Genomic DNA, 17,227 nt, shown 5'->3' with positions numbered 1-17,227 from the left:
TTTCGAGTGGTCTTGTGCTGCCAGCAGTATAGAGATTTATTTTGGGATGTAGGGTGGTTGTGCCCAGATGTATAAATGTGTGGCGTGCCTAATACGTTAAGGTAGGGGCTTTACAGGTAAGGCCCATGTAAGATTCGGTTGCTCCATAATGAGTAAGCGTTTTCTTTGTTTGGAGGGTACTCGAATTCGTGTGTGCCAACTTGCTGACGGAAGAAAGGATGGATTAATAGCATGGAGGCTAAACTGATGCATGTATTCGCAGAGCTGTTGGGTGGCAAAAACAGCCGGGATCTCAAAGTTCCAGAGTCGGGTACGGAGGCTGCTGCACAGAGGTTGGCTATGGAGACGTTAAGGGCAGGCAGCCATGAAGTATCTGCTACGCAGGAGGAAGATCCGTTGGGCTGGCTGGTTGGTTTAGCTGAGCAGGGCATAATCAGTCGAGCGGAGGCTTTGATGGCTGCGAATCCGGAATTACTTGGGAAAACGATGCTGAATAACGACAACGATATTGGGCAAGCAATGGGCACACTCCTAAAATGGAGCGATGAATACAGGCGCACCTCCATACGGATTTACGCCGATGCTCCTGCAAGTTTGAGTCGTATAAGTACAGAGACAGCATCAGAAATAGGCAGTTTTGACGGTTATAGTCTTCTGCATGGTCCCTTGTCACAGGCATCTGGCCGCGTGGGGGAATTATGCTATGCCTATCTGGACGTAGCTGAGTCTGGACAGATGATTCATGCCCCTGACGGGGAGCCCGATCCCATCCTTATTCCCGGTTCTCGTGCATCTGACACGTACAAAACCTTTAACCAGGCATCTGGCCTGCCTGGATTGTGTGAGCATTTGTCCCGCCGAATTATCAGTTTGCTGGAAACAGAATATGAAGGCTTATTCGAGTCTTTGAACGGATCACCACTCACTATAGCCCTAATTGAGCAGAACAATGCAGTGGGTCTTGGAAGCCTGCAAGATATGCAGCTGGAGGCATTACTGCGTGCGGCGTTACGGAGCGTGCGGCAGGGGGGAGAACCCAAGCTGGAGATTATGGTGCGCAATCCGGCTGAAGTGGACGAATTCCGGGCAACCCGAGACTGGATTGACGGCGTTGCGGAGCAGACCTTATGCGGACGTCTTCGGTGCATTCCATATCGGGTAGGCGTACTTTTGACAGTTGATCCGTCTTTGGTGCCTAAGGTAAGCCAAACAGGGAACAGGCCAGCCGCACGGTCGGGGGAGTCAGCCAACCCCAATAACATGTCCGAAGTGGGCGCGCGACAGATCAAGCAGGTGGCTCAAGCTGCAGATCTGGCACGTTTTGCCGATACGGTCATTTTAGAAGTCATACCAACTCCATCCGATGACATTAGGGCTGAAAATCAGTTGATTCCATCCGGTGTCGATGGTCATGTGAATACTAGTGATATGATAAAATGCATAATGGAGGCTGTTCGGCGTGTAAAGCCCGAGCTTCCTTTATGGGTAGCAATAGATGAAATTAACCAGTCTCTGGATGGGATGTGGATCTGGGAGAATGAGCTGACGGGGGTCATTTGCCCGGACACAGCAGTTCCCGCTGCACGCCTTGCGGCTGCGCGTTTGGAACTGCAACAGCCCGCAGATCGTCAGCACACTTCAGGAACTGCACACAACCATGCGTGGAAGTTTCCTTTAGCCTGAAGATAACCCGAATTCATGTAATAGAGGATTTTGCAAAAATCCAATAAGCGACTTTCAATGAACAATATATAGATCGAAATGGTCTAGTTCGTCTATATATTGCACTTTGGAGCGACTGGAATCGAATTTTGCAAATCCTGAATAGGATACTTTAAATATGGAGGATACCTGCGGTGTTTGCGCGGGTATCTTTTTTTATTTAGGCCATTACTGGTTTACAAGTGGAAAAGAAAAGGTATATAATAAAACAAAAGTTTCACTAAACCAAAATAATTGTATAGATGCAAAAATGATTATCATTCTCATTGCCAAACATGCTGCTTCGGGCTTCCCGAAGCAGCATGTGCTATTTTAAGGCACTTAACAATGGATATCATTCTCAATGAGATGCTAGTACAAGGAACAAAATATGAAAGGAACGTGACATGATGCAAGCTGCTCAACGATTACAAGATACATTGTCTTCCTCTAACCGAACCCTTTCAAAAAACAGTGGCAGCGGACGACCCGGTCCGAATCGCAAGCCGCAATTTCAGCTTAAAAGCATGCTGAAAAACAAGGAGATGCAAGCTGCTCTAGGTAGTGGATTGCTGATGCTAATGGCATGGGGGATTTCACATTGGTGGCAATGGCTATCGGTCATTCTGTATGTGGTGTCTTACGCCCTTGGGGGCTGGTCCAAAGCCAGAGAAGGGATCGAAACACTGATCCGAGAACATGATCTGGATGTTAATCTGCTCATGATCGCTGCCTCCCTAGGAGCTGCGGCCATTGGCTATTGGAATGAAGGAGCCATGCTGATCTTTATTTTTGCACTCAGCGGTGCGCTGGAGAGCTATACCACCGAGCGTAGTAGTAAGGATATTTCTGAGCTCATGGCGTTGAAGCCGGAAACGGCTTTGCGCTTGTCTCGCGAGGGGACGGAAACGGTCGGCATTGAGCAGCTGTTGCCAGGCGACCTGCTGCTGGTGAAGCCGGGCGAACTGATTCCGGCGGACGGGCGAATCTCCAAGGGCGTTTCGGCAGTGAATCAGGCATCTATTACCGGGGAATCTGTTCCGGTAAATAAGGTGGAAGGTGACGAAGTATATGCCGGCACCATTAATGGAGAAGGCGTGCTATATGTAGAGGTTAGTCAGTCCTCGGAGGACACTTTATTTTCAAAAATCATTCGTATGGTGGAAGAGGCTCAGACCGAAGTTCCTGATTCCCAGCGGTTTATTAAAACGTTTGAATCGGTGTACGCTCGAATTGTTGTTGCTGTCACGCTGATCGTCATTGCCGGTGCACCCATAGCATTAGGCTGGACGTGGGCAGCAGCGTTCTACAAGGCTATGGTGTTCCTCGTCGTGGCCTCACCCTGTGCGCTCGTGTCATCCATTATGCCAGTGATGCTATCGGCCATTTCCAACCGTGCCCGGCGGGGCATCCTGTTCAAAGGTGGCGCACATGTGGAGAATATGGCATTGACTTCTGTTGTTGCTTTTGACAAAACAGGCACGTTAACGATGGGGTCACCTGTCGTCACGGATTGGATTACCGCCGCAGAATACGATGCCGATGAGCTATTGCACATTGTCGCTACAATCGAAAGTTATTCTTTGCATCCGCTGGCGCGAGCGATTGTAGCCAAAGCCGAAGCTGAATGGGGACAGAGAGAGCTGCTCCCAACCGAGCAAGTGCAGGCACTCACCGGATGGGGGATGGAAGGCATCGTAGGCGGGGTGAAGTGGAAAATCGGTCGTACAAATGTACTGGATGGACCTAGTCCTCTGGCAGAGCCACAGTGGATGGAGAGTCGGGCCCGGCTGGAAGCTGAGGGCAAAACCGTATCCATTATCCTCGCGGATGATCGGATTGCCGGGATGCTGGCACTACGCGACGAGCTGCGTCCGCAGGCCCAAGAGTCCGTGAAACGCCTGCAAGCGCAGGGGATCTGGGTCGTCATGCTGACCGGAGACCGCCCAGAAACGGCTGCTGTGATCGCGGAGCAGGCCGGAGTCGACGCCGTATATGCTGGCTTAATGCCGGAGGACAAAGTCAGCCATATTCGCATGTTGCGGGAGCAGTACGGGCATGTCGTCATGGTCGGCGACGGTGTGAATGACGCTCCAGCGTTGACTGCGGCAACCGTAGGACTAGGCATGGGGATGCATGGCAGCGGAGCAGCGCTAGAGGTCGCTGACGTGGTACTGATGAACGATGGAATCGAGGAGATTGCTCCGACGATAGCACTGGCGCGCAAGGCGCAGCGGGTGGTCAAACAAAATATGATCTTCGCGGTAAGTGTCATTTTGCTGCTTGTGATCAGCAACTTTGTGCAAGATATAGCCCTGCCATTTGGGGTTATTGGGCATGAAGGCAGCACATTACTTGTCATTTTGAATGGCCTGCGCTTATTGCGGTCATAGGACTAATAATTACAAGATGACAAACAGGAAGGAGCATTCATACCTCTTAAAATCCAGGGGGATGAATGCTCCTTCTTTTGCAGTGCCAGCCTATCTGTCTGAAAGGCAAGTTCATCTCATACCTCTAGTTCGCTAACGCTGTACGTCTATCTTCGTCGCGGTGTAGACCGTCGCAAGAACAAGGAAAACAATAGCCCTGCAAGTGCAATCCCTGTAGCAATGATGAAGGCATCATTAATGCCATGGATCGTCGATTCCGTAACGGCACTGCGGTACACCTGTTGTAGCGCCAACGCTGAACCACTTTCTGTTGAAACGCCCGCTGTTTGCGCGAGGGTTTGTCCCAACTGTGCTACTCCTTCGGTTAAAGGAACATTGGCGGTGGTAGCGACATTCGCATAATCCGCTACATGAATCGTGGTCCGGCTGCTCATTACAGTAATGAGCCAAGCGGTACCGATAGACCCAGCGATTTGCCGTACTGTGTTGGACATGGCTGTACCGTGGCTACCGAGATGGGCAGGTAGCTGGTTTAGCCCTTCCGTCTGGACGGACATCATCAGCAATGACATTCCGAAGCTGCGAATCGTATAGATGATCATAATATGTCCGTAGGTGGTGGCATCGGTCAGCAGACTGAATTCCCATGTCGTGACTGCCGTAATGATCAGTCCAATGATCGCCAATGGCCTCGCGCCGATACGGTCAAATACTGCCCCTGATATCGGTGACATCACACCCATCAGCAGTGCACCCGGCAACAGCAGCAGACCGGATTGCAGCGGTGTAAAGCCGCGTATATTTTGCAAATAGATCGGCAGCAGCAGCATCCCGCCGAACATTGTCATGTTGACGGTAGCCCCGACTAAGGTCGATACAGTGAAAATATCATATTTAAACACACGGAACTCCAGCATCGGTTGTATCATGTTCAGCTCACGTACGATAAACATTACAATAAACACAATCCCGGCAGCGAGTGTAAGTATTACCGTATTGCTACTCCAGCCTTTGTCTCCAGCTGAACTAAAGCCATACAGCAGAAAGCCAAAACCAAGGGTGGAAAAGATGGTTCCCAACAGGTCAAAGTTCGGTTTTGTTAGCTTGGATACATTTTTGAGCCAGCGTATGGCGAACAGAATATCAATGATCGCTAGCGGAATAACGAGTAAAAATAGCAGCCGCCAGCTGTAATGCTCCACAATCCAGCCAGATAAAGTCGGTCCAATCGCCGGGGCAAACATCATGGCGATCCCCATGGTACCCATGGCAGCGCCCCGTTTTTCCGGAGGAAACACAGTCAGGAACACGTTCATGACCACAGGCATGATGATGCCCGCTCCGCTGGCCTGGATAACGCGTCCAACCAGCATAGGCGCAAAGCCGGTACTGGCAGCACAGACGACAGACCCGGCAGTAAATAACCCCATCGCGGATATGAACAGCGCACGTGTTCCGAATGACTCAATCAGAAAAGCGGTGATTGGAATCAAAATCCCGTTGGTTAGCATATATCCGGTGGATAGCCATTGAACGGTCGTTGCAGATACATTGAAATCATTCATCAAGTGTGGAATGGCCACGTTAAGCAGCGTTTGATTTAAAATAGAAATGAAGGCGCCTAGCAGCAGCACGGACAGAATACGTCCGACGGACATTTTTTGATCCATGACAGCCTCCTACTTGTGAACTCTGATGGTCGCACTCATTCCCGGGATAATACCCAGCCCCTTGTAACCTTGAATGGAAATGTTGACAGGCACGACCTGTGTTACCTTGGTATAGTTGGCAGTGGTATTGGAAGTGGGCAGTAGTGAAAAAGTCGATGCGGTCGCCAGGCCGATCTTTTCGAGTTTACCGCTCAGGGACGTATCCGGGTAAGCATCAATATATACATCTACGGTCTGTCCTACTTGAAGATCCTGTACAGCCGTTTCGTCTATATTGGCGGTAATCCATAAATTGTTTAGATCAAAAGCCTTCGCTAAAGGCGTGCCTGCCCCAACAATCGAGTTATTGACCGCAGATTGCTGCACGATGGTACCATCGGTTGGAATCGTAACGCTAATTCGACTTCCGCCTCCTTCTACATTCCCAAGCGTGCTTCCAGCGGTGTAGGTTTTACCAACTTCAGCATTCCAGCCTGTGAGCTTGCCCGCGCTTGGAGAGGCAACGGTAACCGCTTGTCCGCTCACTTGGGCATTATCGGTTTTTATGTAGTTGGCGGATTGATTATAGTAATAGGCGGCGGCTCCACCTCCTGCCAGAATAATGATAATAACTAGCAGGTTGACTAATATGGCGCGTGAATTCATGTGTAACATGCCTCCCTAGTTCTTGGATTTTCAAAGTATGCGTCAAACGATTCATAATATTCAGATGGATTTTGGGCAAGGTTAAGAGCGCATGCGAAAAGGATGATTTTGCTGACAAAGGATGATGCGCATAATGACGACCAGAATCATGATTGTATATGACAGTGAAAATGAGCATACTGAACGTCTCGCTCGCTCCATCGCAGAAGGCGCGCGCCTTGAGCACACGGAAGTGTTGCTAAAGCATGTGAACGAGGCCGATGTGAACGAGCTAGTGAATGTGGACGCAATCATATGGGGTTGCCCGGGCCATTTTGGTACCATTAGTAGCGGTCTGAAAAGCTGGATTGATAAGCTGGGGTATCTGTGGGCACAGGGCAAGCTGGTGGATAAAATCGGCGCTGTGTTTTGCACAACCGCTACTGTTCATGGTGGATTAGAATCCACACTTCTGAATTTGATTACTCCGATGCTTCATCAAGGCATGATTGTTGTAGGACTGCCAGCTAATATTACGGAAAATGCGTTATACGGCTCCTATTACGGCGTAGGGATAACATGTCCGGTGGAGACAGACCCCAATGGACCGCCTAATCTTCCAACGGGTGATGATCTTGCACTAGGTCGCTCTTTGGGCAAACGGGTCGCTGAGATAGCGAGACGGTACCGTAGCGCTGAAAGAGAATAGGAGGCCGCCGATGACCATTGCTTTTATCGTAGTAGCTGCGGTTGCCTTTATTTTTTTGCTGGTATTTAATACGAAGATGACGCGCAAGTCCTCTCCCAAGACTCACCCCACCGAAGAGGATACACGGCAAAGAAGCAAACGTCCTTATCCTGTGCAGGTGGAACCCGAGGTGCGTGAATTGACAGATCATACGCGAGAGATGCAGCATAAAAATCTCGACGTCGAAGAACACCATGCCGAGGAGCATCGCAATATGCCGGATATCCAGACGGATAAGAAGGTGGAAAAGGATCGCGAGAACATCAAAGGTGCTTACGGGGATCAGGATTATCGTGCGGCTTTACGTGGTTTTGCTGGAAAAGACGAAGAAAAGGATGAACGTTCCCAAATATCTGATAGAGAGAAGGAGACTCACAAAAGTGAGGATGAGCAGTACCGTGAAGCACTGCGCTCCATGAACCAAAAAAAATGAGGTACCTTCATGTGAACATGCCAAAAAGGCTGCTTATCTGTCTGGATTACAGGCAGAAGGCAGCTTTTTTGTGTTGCTCGGCTATAGCCATTCGGTTAGCCCAATCATCGTAATTAAGCCGAGAATAAAAGAGAATGTGGCGATCCGCTGGTTGCCATCCCCGTGACTCTCGGGAATCAGTTCCTTGTAGACGATAAACATCATGGCTCCGGCGGCAAAAGCAAGCCCGTAAGGTACCAGTCCGTTCACCCAGCTACTCAAATAAAACCCGATCAGACTCGTTATGATTTCCACGGCTCCGGTGAGGGTAGCAATGCCCAATGCCTTGAAACGGCCAATGTTTTGATTCACAAGGAATAATGCTACGATAAAGCCTTCCGGGGCATTTTGCAGGCCGATAGAGAAGGCGATCAGATTGCCGAGATTGTGAGTCTCACTTGCATAGCTGACTCCAACGGAAAGCCCTTCTGGCAAATTGTGCAATGTAATAGCTGCGATAATGAGAAAAGATTTGGACTCCAGATGAAAGGTCTTGGAGTCCGGGTCCTCCAAATCCGCATGGGGAATGTACATTTCCATCACCAGTAATACGAGACAGCCGAGCAGGATTCCCGCAGTCAACACGAACCAATTGGAATGCTCGATCGCTTCGGGAATGAGGTTATACACGGATGCAGAGGTCATAATTCCTGCGGCATAAGCCAACAAAACATCGCGAAGCCGATGCGTGATATTACGCATAAATAGTATGGGCACGGCGCCGAGTCCAGTGGACAGGGCAGAAATAAAGCTACCTACAAAAACGTCATTCATAATCGGGATAATCCCTCCATACCTAATTTATCTTTAAGCTTCGCTTCATGAAAACTTCATTTGACTGTTTACAGCTATTTCCGCATAATGAAATTAGGATTTAGAATCAGTCTAAGTCATAAGAACCTACAAAACAAGTGATTCGTTTTTGCAATATCCGGGTGTCCACATTTTGGGATAAGCTTCTGGTGGAATTACTTTTAGAGTATATGCAGCTGCCCAGCGCCCGGTGTCGAAAACTCGTTATATAATACTTATGATATTTTAGGAGGAACCAAGATATGTACAAGTCCATTATTATAGGTACCGGCCCTGCCGGTTTGACCGCTGCAATTTATCTGGCACGCGCTAACATGAGCCCACTGGTGATCGAAGGACCACAGCCAGGCGGACAATTAACCACGACTACGGAAGTCGAAAATTTCCCAGGTTTTCCTGAAGGAATCATGGGGCCCGATTTGATGGATAATATGCGTAAGCAAGCAGAGCGTTTTGGCGCTGAATTCCGCACAGGTTGGGTAAACAAGGTAGACACAACTGCTCGTCCATTTACATTGGATGTAGAAGGTTTGGGTGAACTGGTTACCGATACACTGATTATTTCCACAGGGGCGACTGCCAAATATCTGGGTATTCCCGGTGAACAGGATAATATCGGACGTGGCGTAAGCACTTGCGCAACATGCGACGGCTTCTTTTTCCGTGGCAAAGAAATTGTTGTCATCGGCGGTGGAGACTCTGCACTGGAGGAAGCCAATTTCCTGACTCGTTTTGCCTCCAAAGTAACGTTGGTGCATCGTCGTGAAGAAATGCGCGCCTCCAAAATTATGCAGGATCGTGCTCGTGCGAACAACAAAATTGAATGGGCGCTTAATCGTACTCCTGTAGAAGTGATCGCTGACGAGAACGGAGTCACTGGCTTGAAAGTGCTGAATAATGCAACAGGCGAAGAGGAGATCATTACAGTTAGCGGCGTATTCGTGGCGATTGGTCACCATCCGAATACAGGCTTCCTCGAGGGGCAAATTACAACGGATGCGAACGGTTATATCGTCGTAAATCCGGGGACTTCCGAAACAAACGTGCCAGGCGTATTCGCTTGTGGCGACGTACAGGATACACGCTACAGACAAGCAATTACCGCAGCAGGTAGTGGCTGCATGGCTGCTATGGACAGCGAGAAATACATCGAAAGCTTGGAGCACAGCGCACTGGCCCTGTAATGATCTTCGCAAGGTTGAATAAATATGATGTAACAAAATAAATGATGAGGTGATATTCATGGAAAAAGCAATTGTATACACATCTACAAACTGCCCGCATTGCCGTCAAGTAAAAAGCTATTTGAGTGAAAAAGGCGTGGAGTACGAAGAACGCAACATTGAAACCAATGAAGCTTTTGCTCAAGAGGTTTGGGATATGGGCATTCGTGCCGTTCCATTGACTTTGATCGGGGAAGAACGTATTTCCGGTATGAACAAAACCAAGTTTGAAAAAGTGTTGAACGCTTAATCCAACCTAACAGCAGATGACGGTCCTATGATCGTAATATGGTTTAAATAAGGCCCCCATTGCAGTTACAGCTGCGATGGAGGTCTTTTTACTTCTTTTTACAAAGAGAGAATTTTGTCGAAAAGTATTGCATCTGTAGATAATAGGTGCTATATTTTAATTGTAAGCGCTTAAAACCCGGGTTGCTTCTATGTAACAATTCATCAATGCACCATCAATTATGACTTCTAATTAACTAAATAGCACAATATCCAATAAAGGCGTGTTACTGTTCGGCAGGCAAGACCTAGATTGGGTAGGATATTTTTCCCTACCCTTTTTAGGTCTTTTTTTGTTCCTTATTTTAAGAAGGTAGGTGTAACTCATGAATTACAAAGATATCGCACAAGCCATTTTTAACAAAGTGGGCGGGAACGATAATATTAACAGTGTCATTCATTGCTCTACTCGATTACGGATGACGCTTCGTAAGCCGGAATTGGCACAAACAGATGAAATTAAAGCTTTGGACGGAGTTATGGGAGCCGTGAATAGCGGTGGACAATATCAGGTCATTATAGGAAATGATGTAGGCTATGTCTACAATGAGCTAGTCAAATTGCTGGACCCGAATCAATCGTCTTCCGATGAAGCCGAAAAAGTGAAGATGGATCGAAGCTTTAAGGGATTGTTCAATAGTTTTGCGAGCATGATTGCAGGTATTTTCCAGCCCATTATTCCGGCCATTGCTGCATCAGGGATGTTAAAAGCACTGCTCTTGCTATGCACAGTAACCGGAATCATGAGCAAGGAAAGCCAAACGTATATGATCCTAAGTGTAATCTCGGATGCGGCATTTTATTTTCTGCCTATGCTGCTGGCTTTCTCCAGCGCGCAGAAATTCAAGACTAATCCATTCGTATCCGTACTCCTAGGGGGTGTGCTACTTCATCCGAACTTAATCAGTTTGCTAGGAGGTGAGAAAGCTGTCACATTTGCGGGCCTGCCCGTAGCATCGGTACAATACGCTACCTCCGTTATTCCTATTATTTTGACCATATGGCTTATGTCATACATTGAGAAATTTGCTGATAAAATCTCTCCCGGACCTGTGAAAATATTTCTAAAACCATTAATCGTCATTCTGATTGTCGCACCTGTTTCTCTCATTGCCTTAGGACCTCTAGGTACGTATTTGGGCTTAGGTATGTCCAACGGTGTATTCTGGATTCAGGAACGAATCGGCTGGCTTACAGTCGTATTGATGTCTATCGTGATGCCGCTAATCGTCATGTTCGGCATGCACAAAGTATTCTATCCTATTATTTTTGCTGCGCTGGCTTCACCAGGATATGAAACATTGGTACTGGTTGCCATGTTGGCTTCCAATATGGCCCAAGGCGCGGGTGCATTTGCCGTCTCGCTGAAAACGAAAGATCCCAAGTTCAAACAAATTGCTTTGTCCGCAGGTATTTCAGGGGTATTCGGCATTACGGAACCCGCTTTGTATGGCGTACATTTACGCCTGAAAAAAACACTGTTCGCCTGTATGATTGGAGCCGGGGTTGCCGGATTGTTTGCAGGTCTTATGAATTTAAAAGCTTATGCAGCTGTGGGTCCAGGTTTTGCATCACTGCCGATGTTTATCAGTGAAGATCACTCTAACCTGGTATATGCGCTTATTACGATGGCCATTTCGATCATTGTGACGTTTATTGCAGTTTATATGATCGGCTTTCAAGATACGGTTACCGAACCGGCTAAAAAAGAAGCTCGTCCCGAGCCTGCTAAAGCACAAAGTATAAGTAAAAGCTTCAAATCTAAAACCGTTATTTTCGCACCTATGGAGGGCACCGTAATTCCCTTACAGCAGGTCAAAGATGAAGCATTCTCTCAGGAAGCAATGGGTAAAGGGATGGCTATTCAACCAAGTAGCGGAAAAGTGGTCGCACCTTTTGACGGCATCGTAGCAAATGTATTCCGCACCAAGCATTCCATAGCCTTAAAATCAGTTGAAGGCGTAGAACTGCTCATTCACATCGGTTTGGATACCGTTAAGCTGAAAGGCCAGCATTTTACTGTGCATGTACAGGAAGGGGACGAAATTAAGCATGGACAACTTCTAATTGAATTTGAACTTGAAGCTATACAAAGGGCGGGGTATGATACGATAACTCCGATTATTGTGACCAACACGGCGGACTATCTGGAAATCATGGGTCATGAAAGTTCAGAAAAGACAGGGCCGGAGAAGCCTCTAATTACTGTATTTTAACAGTGTGTTTGTTGGGGGAATCAAGCCTGGAAAGTGAGATGTCGTTGGATATGAAAGTAATTAAAGTTCTCAATACGAGTATTGTTCTTGCCAAACGAGAGGATCACAAAGAAATTATCGTGATGGGGAAAGGGATCGGCTTTAAAAGCAAACCTGGTGATTTCGTCGATGAGAACGAGATTGAAAAGATATATGTTCTTGAAAATGAAAGCATGTCTTCCGATCTGACAGCGCTAATGAAGGAAACACCCAAAGAGTATTTAATTCTGGCAGACGAAATCATATCTTATGCCAAAAATACACTATCCAGTCACTTGAATGAGCATTTATATGTATCCCTGACAGACCATCTGTACATGGCAACCAAACGATTTAAAGAAAATATGAAGATTCAGAATCGGATGCTATGGGAGGTCAAAAAGTTTTATCCGGAAGAGTTCGGTATTGGCTTGTATGCGCTCACCTTGATTGAAAAGCGTATCGGTCTAGAACTGCCTGAAGAGGAAGCGGCGAATATCGCCTTTCATTTGGTCAATGCTCAACAAACCGATAACAATATGAACCAGGTTTTATTGATGACCAATACGGTCAAAGACATTTTGAACATCATTAAACTGCATTACCAAATCGAACTGGATACCCACAGCATCAACTATTCGCGTTTTCTAACGCACCTTCAATTTTTTGTTCAGAGATTACTCGAACATAAAATGTTGGATTCTCAAGATCCAGAATTAATGAGCCAAATTGTGAACAAGTACCCTGAAGAAGAGAAGTGTGCGTTATCGATTCAACAATATATTGAAGCCAAATTCGAACTTTTGATCCCGGATGAAGAACTCATGTATCTGATCATTCACTTAAAACGAGTCATAAGCAGAAATTAAGAGGAGGAGCTAGAGATGACAGAAATAAAAAGAACATTTCCGAAAGGCTTTTTATGGGGAGGAGCGATAGCCGCAAATCAGGTAGAGGGCGCCTGGAATGTCGATGGTAAAGGGATATCTACAGCAGATATGGCTATTTACAAAAAAAATGTGAGCAAAGCTGACTATAAAAAACACAATTCAATGACTGAGGAGCATATCAAAAAGGCGATGCAGGACACGTCAGATCATGATTATCCCAAACGTCAGGGAATTGATTTTTATCACCGCTATCCCGAAGATTTAGCATTGTTTGGTGAAATGGGATTTAAAACGTTGCGAGTTTCTATTGCTTGGACGCGTATTTTCCCCAACGGAGATGAGGACAAGCCCAACGAGGCTGGACTGCAATTTTATGATCGGCTGTTTGATGAAATGCATAAAAACGGGATAGAGCCACTTGTCACCCTGTCCCATTACGAAATGCCGATGTATCTTGTAAACCATTACGGGGGCTGGACCCAACGGAAAGTTGTAGATTTCTTTATCCATTTTTGTAAGACTGTATTTAAAAGATACCAAAATAAAGTAAAGCACTGGATCACTTTTAATGAAATAGATAGTATCGTGCGCCATCCGTTTACGAGCGGTGGTATTTTACCGGAGCGCTTTGAAAATGTAGAGCTAGCGGTTTATCAGGGTCTGCATCATCAATTTATAGCTAGTGCTCTGGCCGTAAAATACTGCCACGAAATCATTCCGGATTCTAAAATCGGCTGTATGTTAACCCGGCTAACGACGTATCCGCACACCTGTAATCCGCAGGATATTCTGGCAGCATTTAAAGATAATCAGTTCAACTATTTTTTCACGGATGTACAGGTTCGCGGAGCGTATCCCCATTATATGAAACGCTTCTTCCGTGAAAAGGAAATCGTGATTGAAAAGCTCGAGGGTGACGATGAAATTTTGAAGACGCATCCGGTGGATTTCATTTCCTTTAGTTACTATATGTCGTTGGTTGCTAGTGCGGATAGTGAAGGCATGGAAAAAGTCAGTGGGAATACGATTGGCGGCGTTAAAAATCCTTATCTGGAAACGAGTGATTGGGGCTGGCAGGTTGACCCAGTCGGCTTGAGACTCTCTCTGAATGAGCTGTACAGCCGCTATGAAGTACCATTGTTCATTGTAGAAAATGGTTTGGGGGCATACGACAAGGTGGAGGAAGATGGTAGTATTCAGGATGATTACCGTATTGATTACTTCCGTGCACATTTTGAACAAATGCATGAAGCGATTCTAGACGGGGTTGAACTCATGGGCTACACCAGCTGGGGAGCGATCGACTTGGTCAGTTATTCCTCATCTGAAATGGAAAAAAGATACGGATTTATATATGTGGACAAAGACAATGACGGTAATGGGACACTTGAAAGAAAACGAAAAAAGAGTTTCTACTGGTATAAGGATGTTATCTCCAATAACGGGTTGTAAGAAGAGGATTTTGCAAAATCCCGAGAAAAGTGGGCGTACAGGAACCTAAGTGTTCCCGTACGCTTTTTTTCTTATAAAGATACGCGCACACGCCCGAGAAAAGGAGCTGTTGCTGCATAGGCGGCACCTAGCATCGTCGAACGGCTGCCAAGCGTGGAGAAACGGATCTGTAGTTGCCGACGGTGATAGGGCAGAGCACGTTCGTCAATCACTTCACGCATACTTTGCTCCAACCAAGGTCTGGCTTCCGCCAGTGGACCGCCGATGATAAGCATTCCGGGGTTGAGGCTGTTCACAATGTTGGTAATACCCACACCCAAATATCGCCCAATATCACTAAGGACGCTTAATGTACTCGCTTCACCTTGCTGAGCAAACGGCAGTAATTCCGCTGTATTATGTGCAGGCAGTTTCAATGTGGATGCTACATACGCCTTCTCCGAAGCATACAGCTCCCAGCAGCCGCGACTACCGCAGGAGCAGAGCCGTCCGTTCCAATCAATGGTCATATGACCCGTCTCTCCGGCGTACCCCCAAGCTCCTTGATACGGTTTGCCGTCAATGATAATCCCGGCCCCGATCCCGGACCCTGCACTGATGTAGACCAGATCCCGCACCAGCTGTCGGTGATCACCGTCCATACCATAGTACAATTCGCCCTGCGCGCCGACGTTGGCTTCGTTATCCACTACGACGGGCAAACCTAGCTCAGCCTCAAGCTGCTGCCGCAGCGGAACCTCTTCCCAGCCCAGATTGGGTGCGAACAAAACGGTTCCGGTTTCATCCACCATACCCGGTACCCCCAGCCCAATGCCGACGATACCATGAGGGGAGGGAGGAGTGACCTGCATGAGCTCCTGAACGAGCTTTCGAATCTGTTCCATGATAAAGGCAGGATCATGCTGGGTTAGGGAAAAGGTAAGCTCTGTTTCAATGGTACCTGCCAGATCGGTTAGAGCGCCCTTGATGTACTGTACACTCACCTCAATACCGAGTACAAAGCCTGCACGGCTGTTGAACAGTAGCATCAAAGGCTTACGCCCGCCGCTGGATTCCCCTAATCCCGTCTCATACACAAGTCCATCGGTGATGAGCTCTGCCACCAGATTGGAAACGGTGGCCTTGTTTAATCCAGTTTGACTGGATAACTGTGCGCGGGATAGCGGAGCATGAAGGCGAATACGCTCCAGCACAATGGATTTATTCAGCTTTTTGACAAGCGCCTGATCGCCAGTGACATTCATGTTAATTCACTTCCTGTTGGTGTAATTCCTGATATTATATCATAAAAACAAACTTAGTTTAAGCAATAGACAAAGTCATTTAGCTGTGCTAGAATCGTTTTTGTAAACGTTTACTATAAAGGAGGAACTTATAATGGCTTATTTCGAACAGGTATCTAAAATTAACTTTGAGGGCAAGCAATCCGACAATCCTTTTGCGTTCAAATTTTATAATCCACAGGAAATTGTAGCGGGAAAAACGATGGAGGAGCATTTGCGTTTTAGCATGGCCTATTGGCATACACTGGTTGCAGGCGGCTCTGATCCTTTTGGTGTAGAAACAGCGGAACGTCCATGGTCCAAGTTTACCGGGCTGGATTTGGCGAAGGCACGTGTAGAAGCTGCCTTTGAGCTGCTGGATAAGCTGAATTTACCTTATTTTGCTTTCCACGATGTGGATATTGCACCAGAAGGCGCGTCATTGAAGGAATTTTACAGCAATCTGGATACCATCGTGGATCTGATTGAGGAACATATGAAAGCTACGGGGAAAAAACTGCTGTGGAATACGGCGAACATGTTTAGCCATCCACGTTATTTGCATGGAGCTGCGTCGACTTGCAATGCAGATGTATACGCACACGCAGCTGCTCAGATTAAAAAAGGGTTGGAAGTGGGCAAACGTCTGGGCGCGGATAACTATGTTTTCTGGGGAGGCCGTGAAGGCTACGAAACACTGCTGAACACGGATTTGAAGCTGGAGCAGGACAATTTGGGACGTATGTTCCATATGGCCGTAGACTATGCGCGTGAAATCGGCTTTGACGCTCAGTTCCTGATTGAGCCAAAACCGAAGGAGCCAACGAAGCATCAGTATGATTTTGATGCGGCGACGACGATTGCCTTCCTGCAAAAATATGATCTGGATCAGCATTTCAAGCTTAATCTGGAAGCTAATCATGCAACTTTGGCGGGGCATACTTTTGATCATGAAGTACGTGTAGCACGGATTAACGGCATGCTGGGATCACTGGATGCAAATCAGGGAGATTTGCTGCTGGGCTGGGATACGGACGAATTCCCGGTTGATCTGTATGATGCCACACTGACCATGTATGAAGTGCTGCAAAATGAAGGCTTGGGCCGTGGCGGTATCAACTTTGATGCCAAGGTGCGCAGAGCATCATTTGAGCCAGAAGACTTGTTCCTTGCGCACATCGCAGGTATGGATACGTATGCGAAGGGACTGAAGGTAGCCGCCAAACTGATCGAAGATCGTGTGTTTGAAAACTTTATTGAGAAGCGCTACAGCAGCTTTAAAGAAGGTATTGGAGCAGACATCGTATCCGGAAAAGCAACGCTTGCTTCTCTTGCTGAATATGCTTTGGCGAACGAAACACCACGCAAAAACGTATCCGGTCGTCAGGAATATCTGAAAGCAACATTAAATCAATACATTTTAGCTGACTAATGCCAGAACTTATAAGGGCAGTACG

At 47.1% G+C, this 17,227-nt stretch carries 15 protein-coding genes; 11 read left to right on the top strand and 4 right to left on the bottom strand.

Translation table 11 applies throughout. The features are described 5' to 3' along the window. Positions 1-231 precede the first annotated feature (231 nt). The 3 genes from MKY24_RS22570 to MKY24_RS22560 all read left to right on the top strand — a co-directional run bounded on the left by MKY24_RS22570 (position 232) and on the right by MKY24_RS22560 (position 4,094). On the top strand, positions 232-1,683 hold the full coding sequence (locus MKY24_RS22570; protein ID WP_339200917.1) for a PEP-utilizing protein: 1,452 nt from the start codon (positions 232-234) through the stop codon (positions 1,681-1,683). Positions 1,684-1,840: 157 nt separating this feature from the next. Further along, on the top strand, positions 1,841-2,038 hold the full coding sequence (locus MKY24_RS22565) for a hypothetical protein (protein ID WP_071558240.1): 198 nt from the start codon (positions 1,841-1,843) through the stop codon (positions 2,036-2,038). A gap of 73 nt (positions 2,039-2,111) precedes the next feature. After that, positions 2,112-4,094, top strand: coding sequence for a heavy metal translocating P-type ATPase (locus MKY24_RS22560; RefSeq protein ID WP_339202390.1), 1,983 nt, complete (start codon positions 2,112-2,114; stop codon positions 4,092-4,094). Between the two features lie 146 nt (positions 4,095-4,240). Here the strand turns inward: MKY24_RS22560 and MKY24_RS22555 are convergent, their stop codons facing one another. Then, on the bottom strand, positions 4,241-5,764 hold the full coding sequence (locus tag MKY24_RS22555; protein ID WP_023990320.1) for a DHA2 family efflux MFS transporter permease subunit: 1,524 nt from the start codon (positions 5,762-5,764) through the stop codon (positions 4,241-4,243). A gap of 9 nt (positions 5,765-5,773) precedes the next feature. Next, entirely contained in the window at positions 5,774-6,409 is a 636-nt protein-coding gene (locus MKY24_RS22550; protein WP_028541823.1) for an HlyD family efflux transporter periplasmic adaptor subunit, read from the bottom strand. Positions 6,410-6,542: 133 nt separating this feature from the next. On the opposite strand from MKY24_RS22550, the gene MKY24_RS22545 reads away from it, so the two are divergent. Both MKY24_RS22545 and MKY24_RS22540 read left to right on the top strand, forming a co-directional pair. Beyond that, positions 6,543-7,097 (top strand): NAD(P)H-dependent oxidoreductase, encoded by a 555-nt coding sequence (locus MKY24_RS22545; RefSeq protein WP_028541824.1) that lies wholly within the window; start codon positions 6,543-6,545, stop codon positions 7,095-7,097. Between the two features lie 10 nt (positions 7,098-7,107). Next, positions 7,108-7,569 (top strand): hypothetical protein, encoded by a 462-nt coding sequence (locus MKY24_RS22540; protein WP_068938252.1) that lies wholly within the window; start codon positions 7,108-7,110, stop codon positions 7,567-7,569. Between the two features lie 81 nt (positions 7,570-7,650). Here MKY24_RS22540 and MKY24_RS22535 read toward each other — a convergent pair whose 3' ends face one another. After that, on the bottom strand, positions 7,651-8,382 hold the full coding sequence (locus tag MKY24_RS22535; RefSeq protein WP_053326102.1) for a ZIP family metal transporter: 732 nt from the start codon (positions 8,380-8,382) through the stop codon (positions 7,651-7,653). A gap of 281 nt (positions 8,383-8,663) precedes the next feature. On the opposite strand from MKY24_RS22535, the gene trxB reads away from it, so the two are divergent. The 5 genes from trxB (at position 8,664) to MKY24_RS22510 (ending at position 14,508) form a co-directional block, all read left to right on the top strand. Next, positions 8,664-9,605, top strand: a complete 942-nt coding sequence (trxB, locus tag MKY24_RS22530; protein WP_023990316.1) for a thioredoxin-disulfide reductase — start codon at positions 8,664-8,666, stop codon at positions 9,603-9,605. A gap of 58 nt (positions 9,606-9,663) precedes the next feature. Continuing rightward, positions 9,664-9,894 (top strand): glutaredoxin family protein, encoded by a 231-nt coding sequence (locus MKY24_RS22525; protein WP_007432162.1) that lies wholly within the window; start codon positions 9,664-9,666, stop codon positions 9,892-9,894. A 364-nt stretch (positions 9,895-10,258) separates the two neighbouring features. Then, a complete protein-coding gene (locus MKY24_RS22520; protein ID WP_279835128.1) occupies positions 10,259-12,148 on the top strand; it encodes a beta-glucoside-specific PTS transporter subunit IIABC in 1,890 nt (629 codons plus the stop codon). A gap of 50 nt (positions 12,149-12,198) precedes the next feature. Beyond that, positions 12,199-13,035, top strand: a complete 837-nt coding sequence (locus tag MKY24_RS22515; protein WP_272639114.1) for a PRD domain-containing protein — start codon at positions 12,199-12,201, stop codon at positions 13,033-13,035. Positions 13,036-13,050: 15 nt separating this feature from the next. Beyond that, positions 13,051-14,508: a 6-phospho-beta-glucosidase gene (locus tag MKY24_RS22510; RefSeq protein ID WP_339200909.1), complete on the top strand. Its 1,458-nt coding sequence runs from the start codon at positions 13,051-13,053 to the stop codon at positions 14,506-14,508. A 71-nt stretch (positions 14,509-14,579) separates the two neighbouring features. Here the strand turns inward: MKY24_RS22510 and MKY24_RS22505 are convergent, their stop codons facing one another. After that, positions 14,580-15,752, bottom strand: coding sequence for an ROK family transcriptional regulator (locus MKY24_RS22505; protein WP_339200907.1), 1,173 nt, complete (start codon positions 15,750-15,752; stop codon positions 14,580-14,582). A 133-nt stretch (positions 15,753-15,885) separates the two neighbouring features. Here MKY24_RS22505 and xylA point away from each other — a divergent pair, with 133 nt between their 5' ends. Continuing rightward, positions 15,886-17,202 (top strand): xylose isomerase, encoded by a 1,317-nt coding sequence (xylA, locus tag MKY24_RS22500; RefSeq protein ID WP_068938249.1) that lies wholly within the window; start codon positions 15,886-15,888, stop codon positions 17,200-17,202. Positions 17,203-17,227: the final 25 nt, after the last annotated feature.

It is taken from the genome of Paenibacillus sp. FSL P2-0322 (genome assembly GCF_037975315.1).
In the GTDB taxonomy this organism is placed as follows: Bacteria; Bacillota; Bacilli; order Paenibacillales; family Paenibacillaceae; genus Paenibacillus; species Paenibacillus polymyxa_B.
This window is presented reverse-complemented; position numbering and strand designations above follow the sequence as displayed.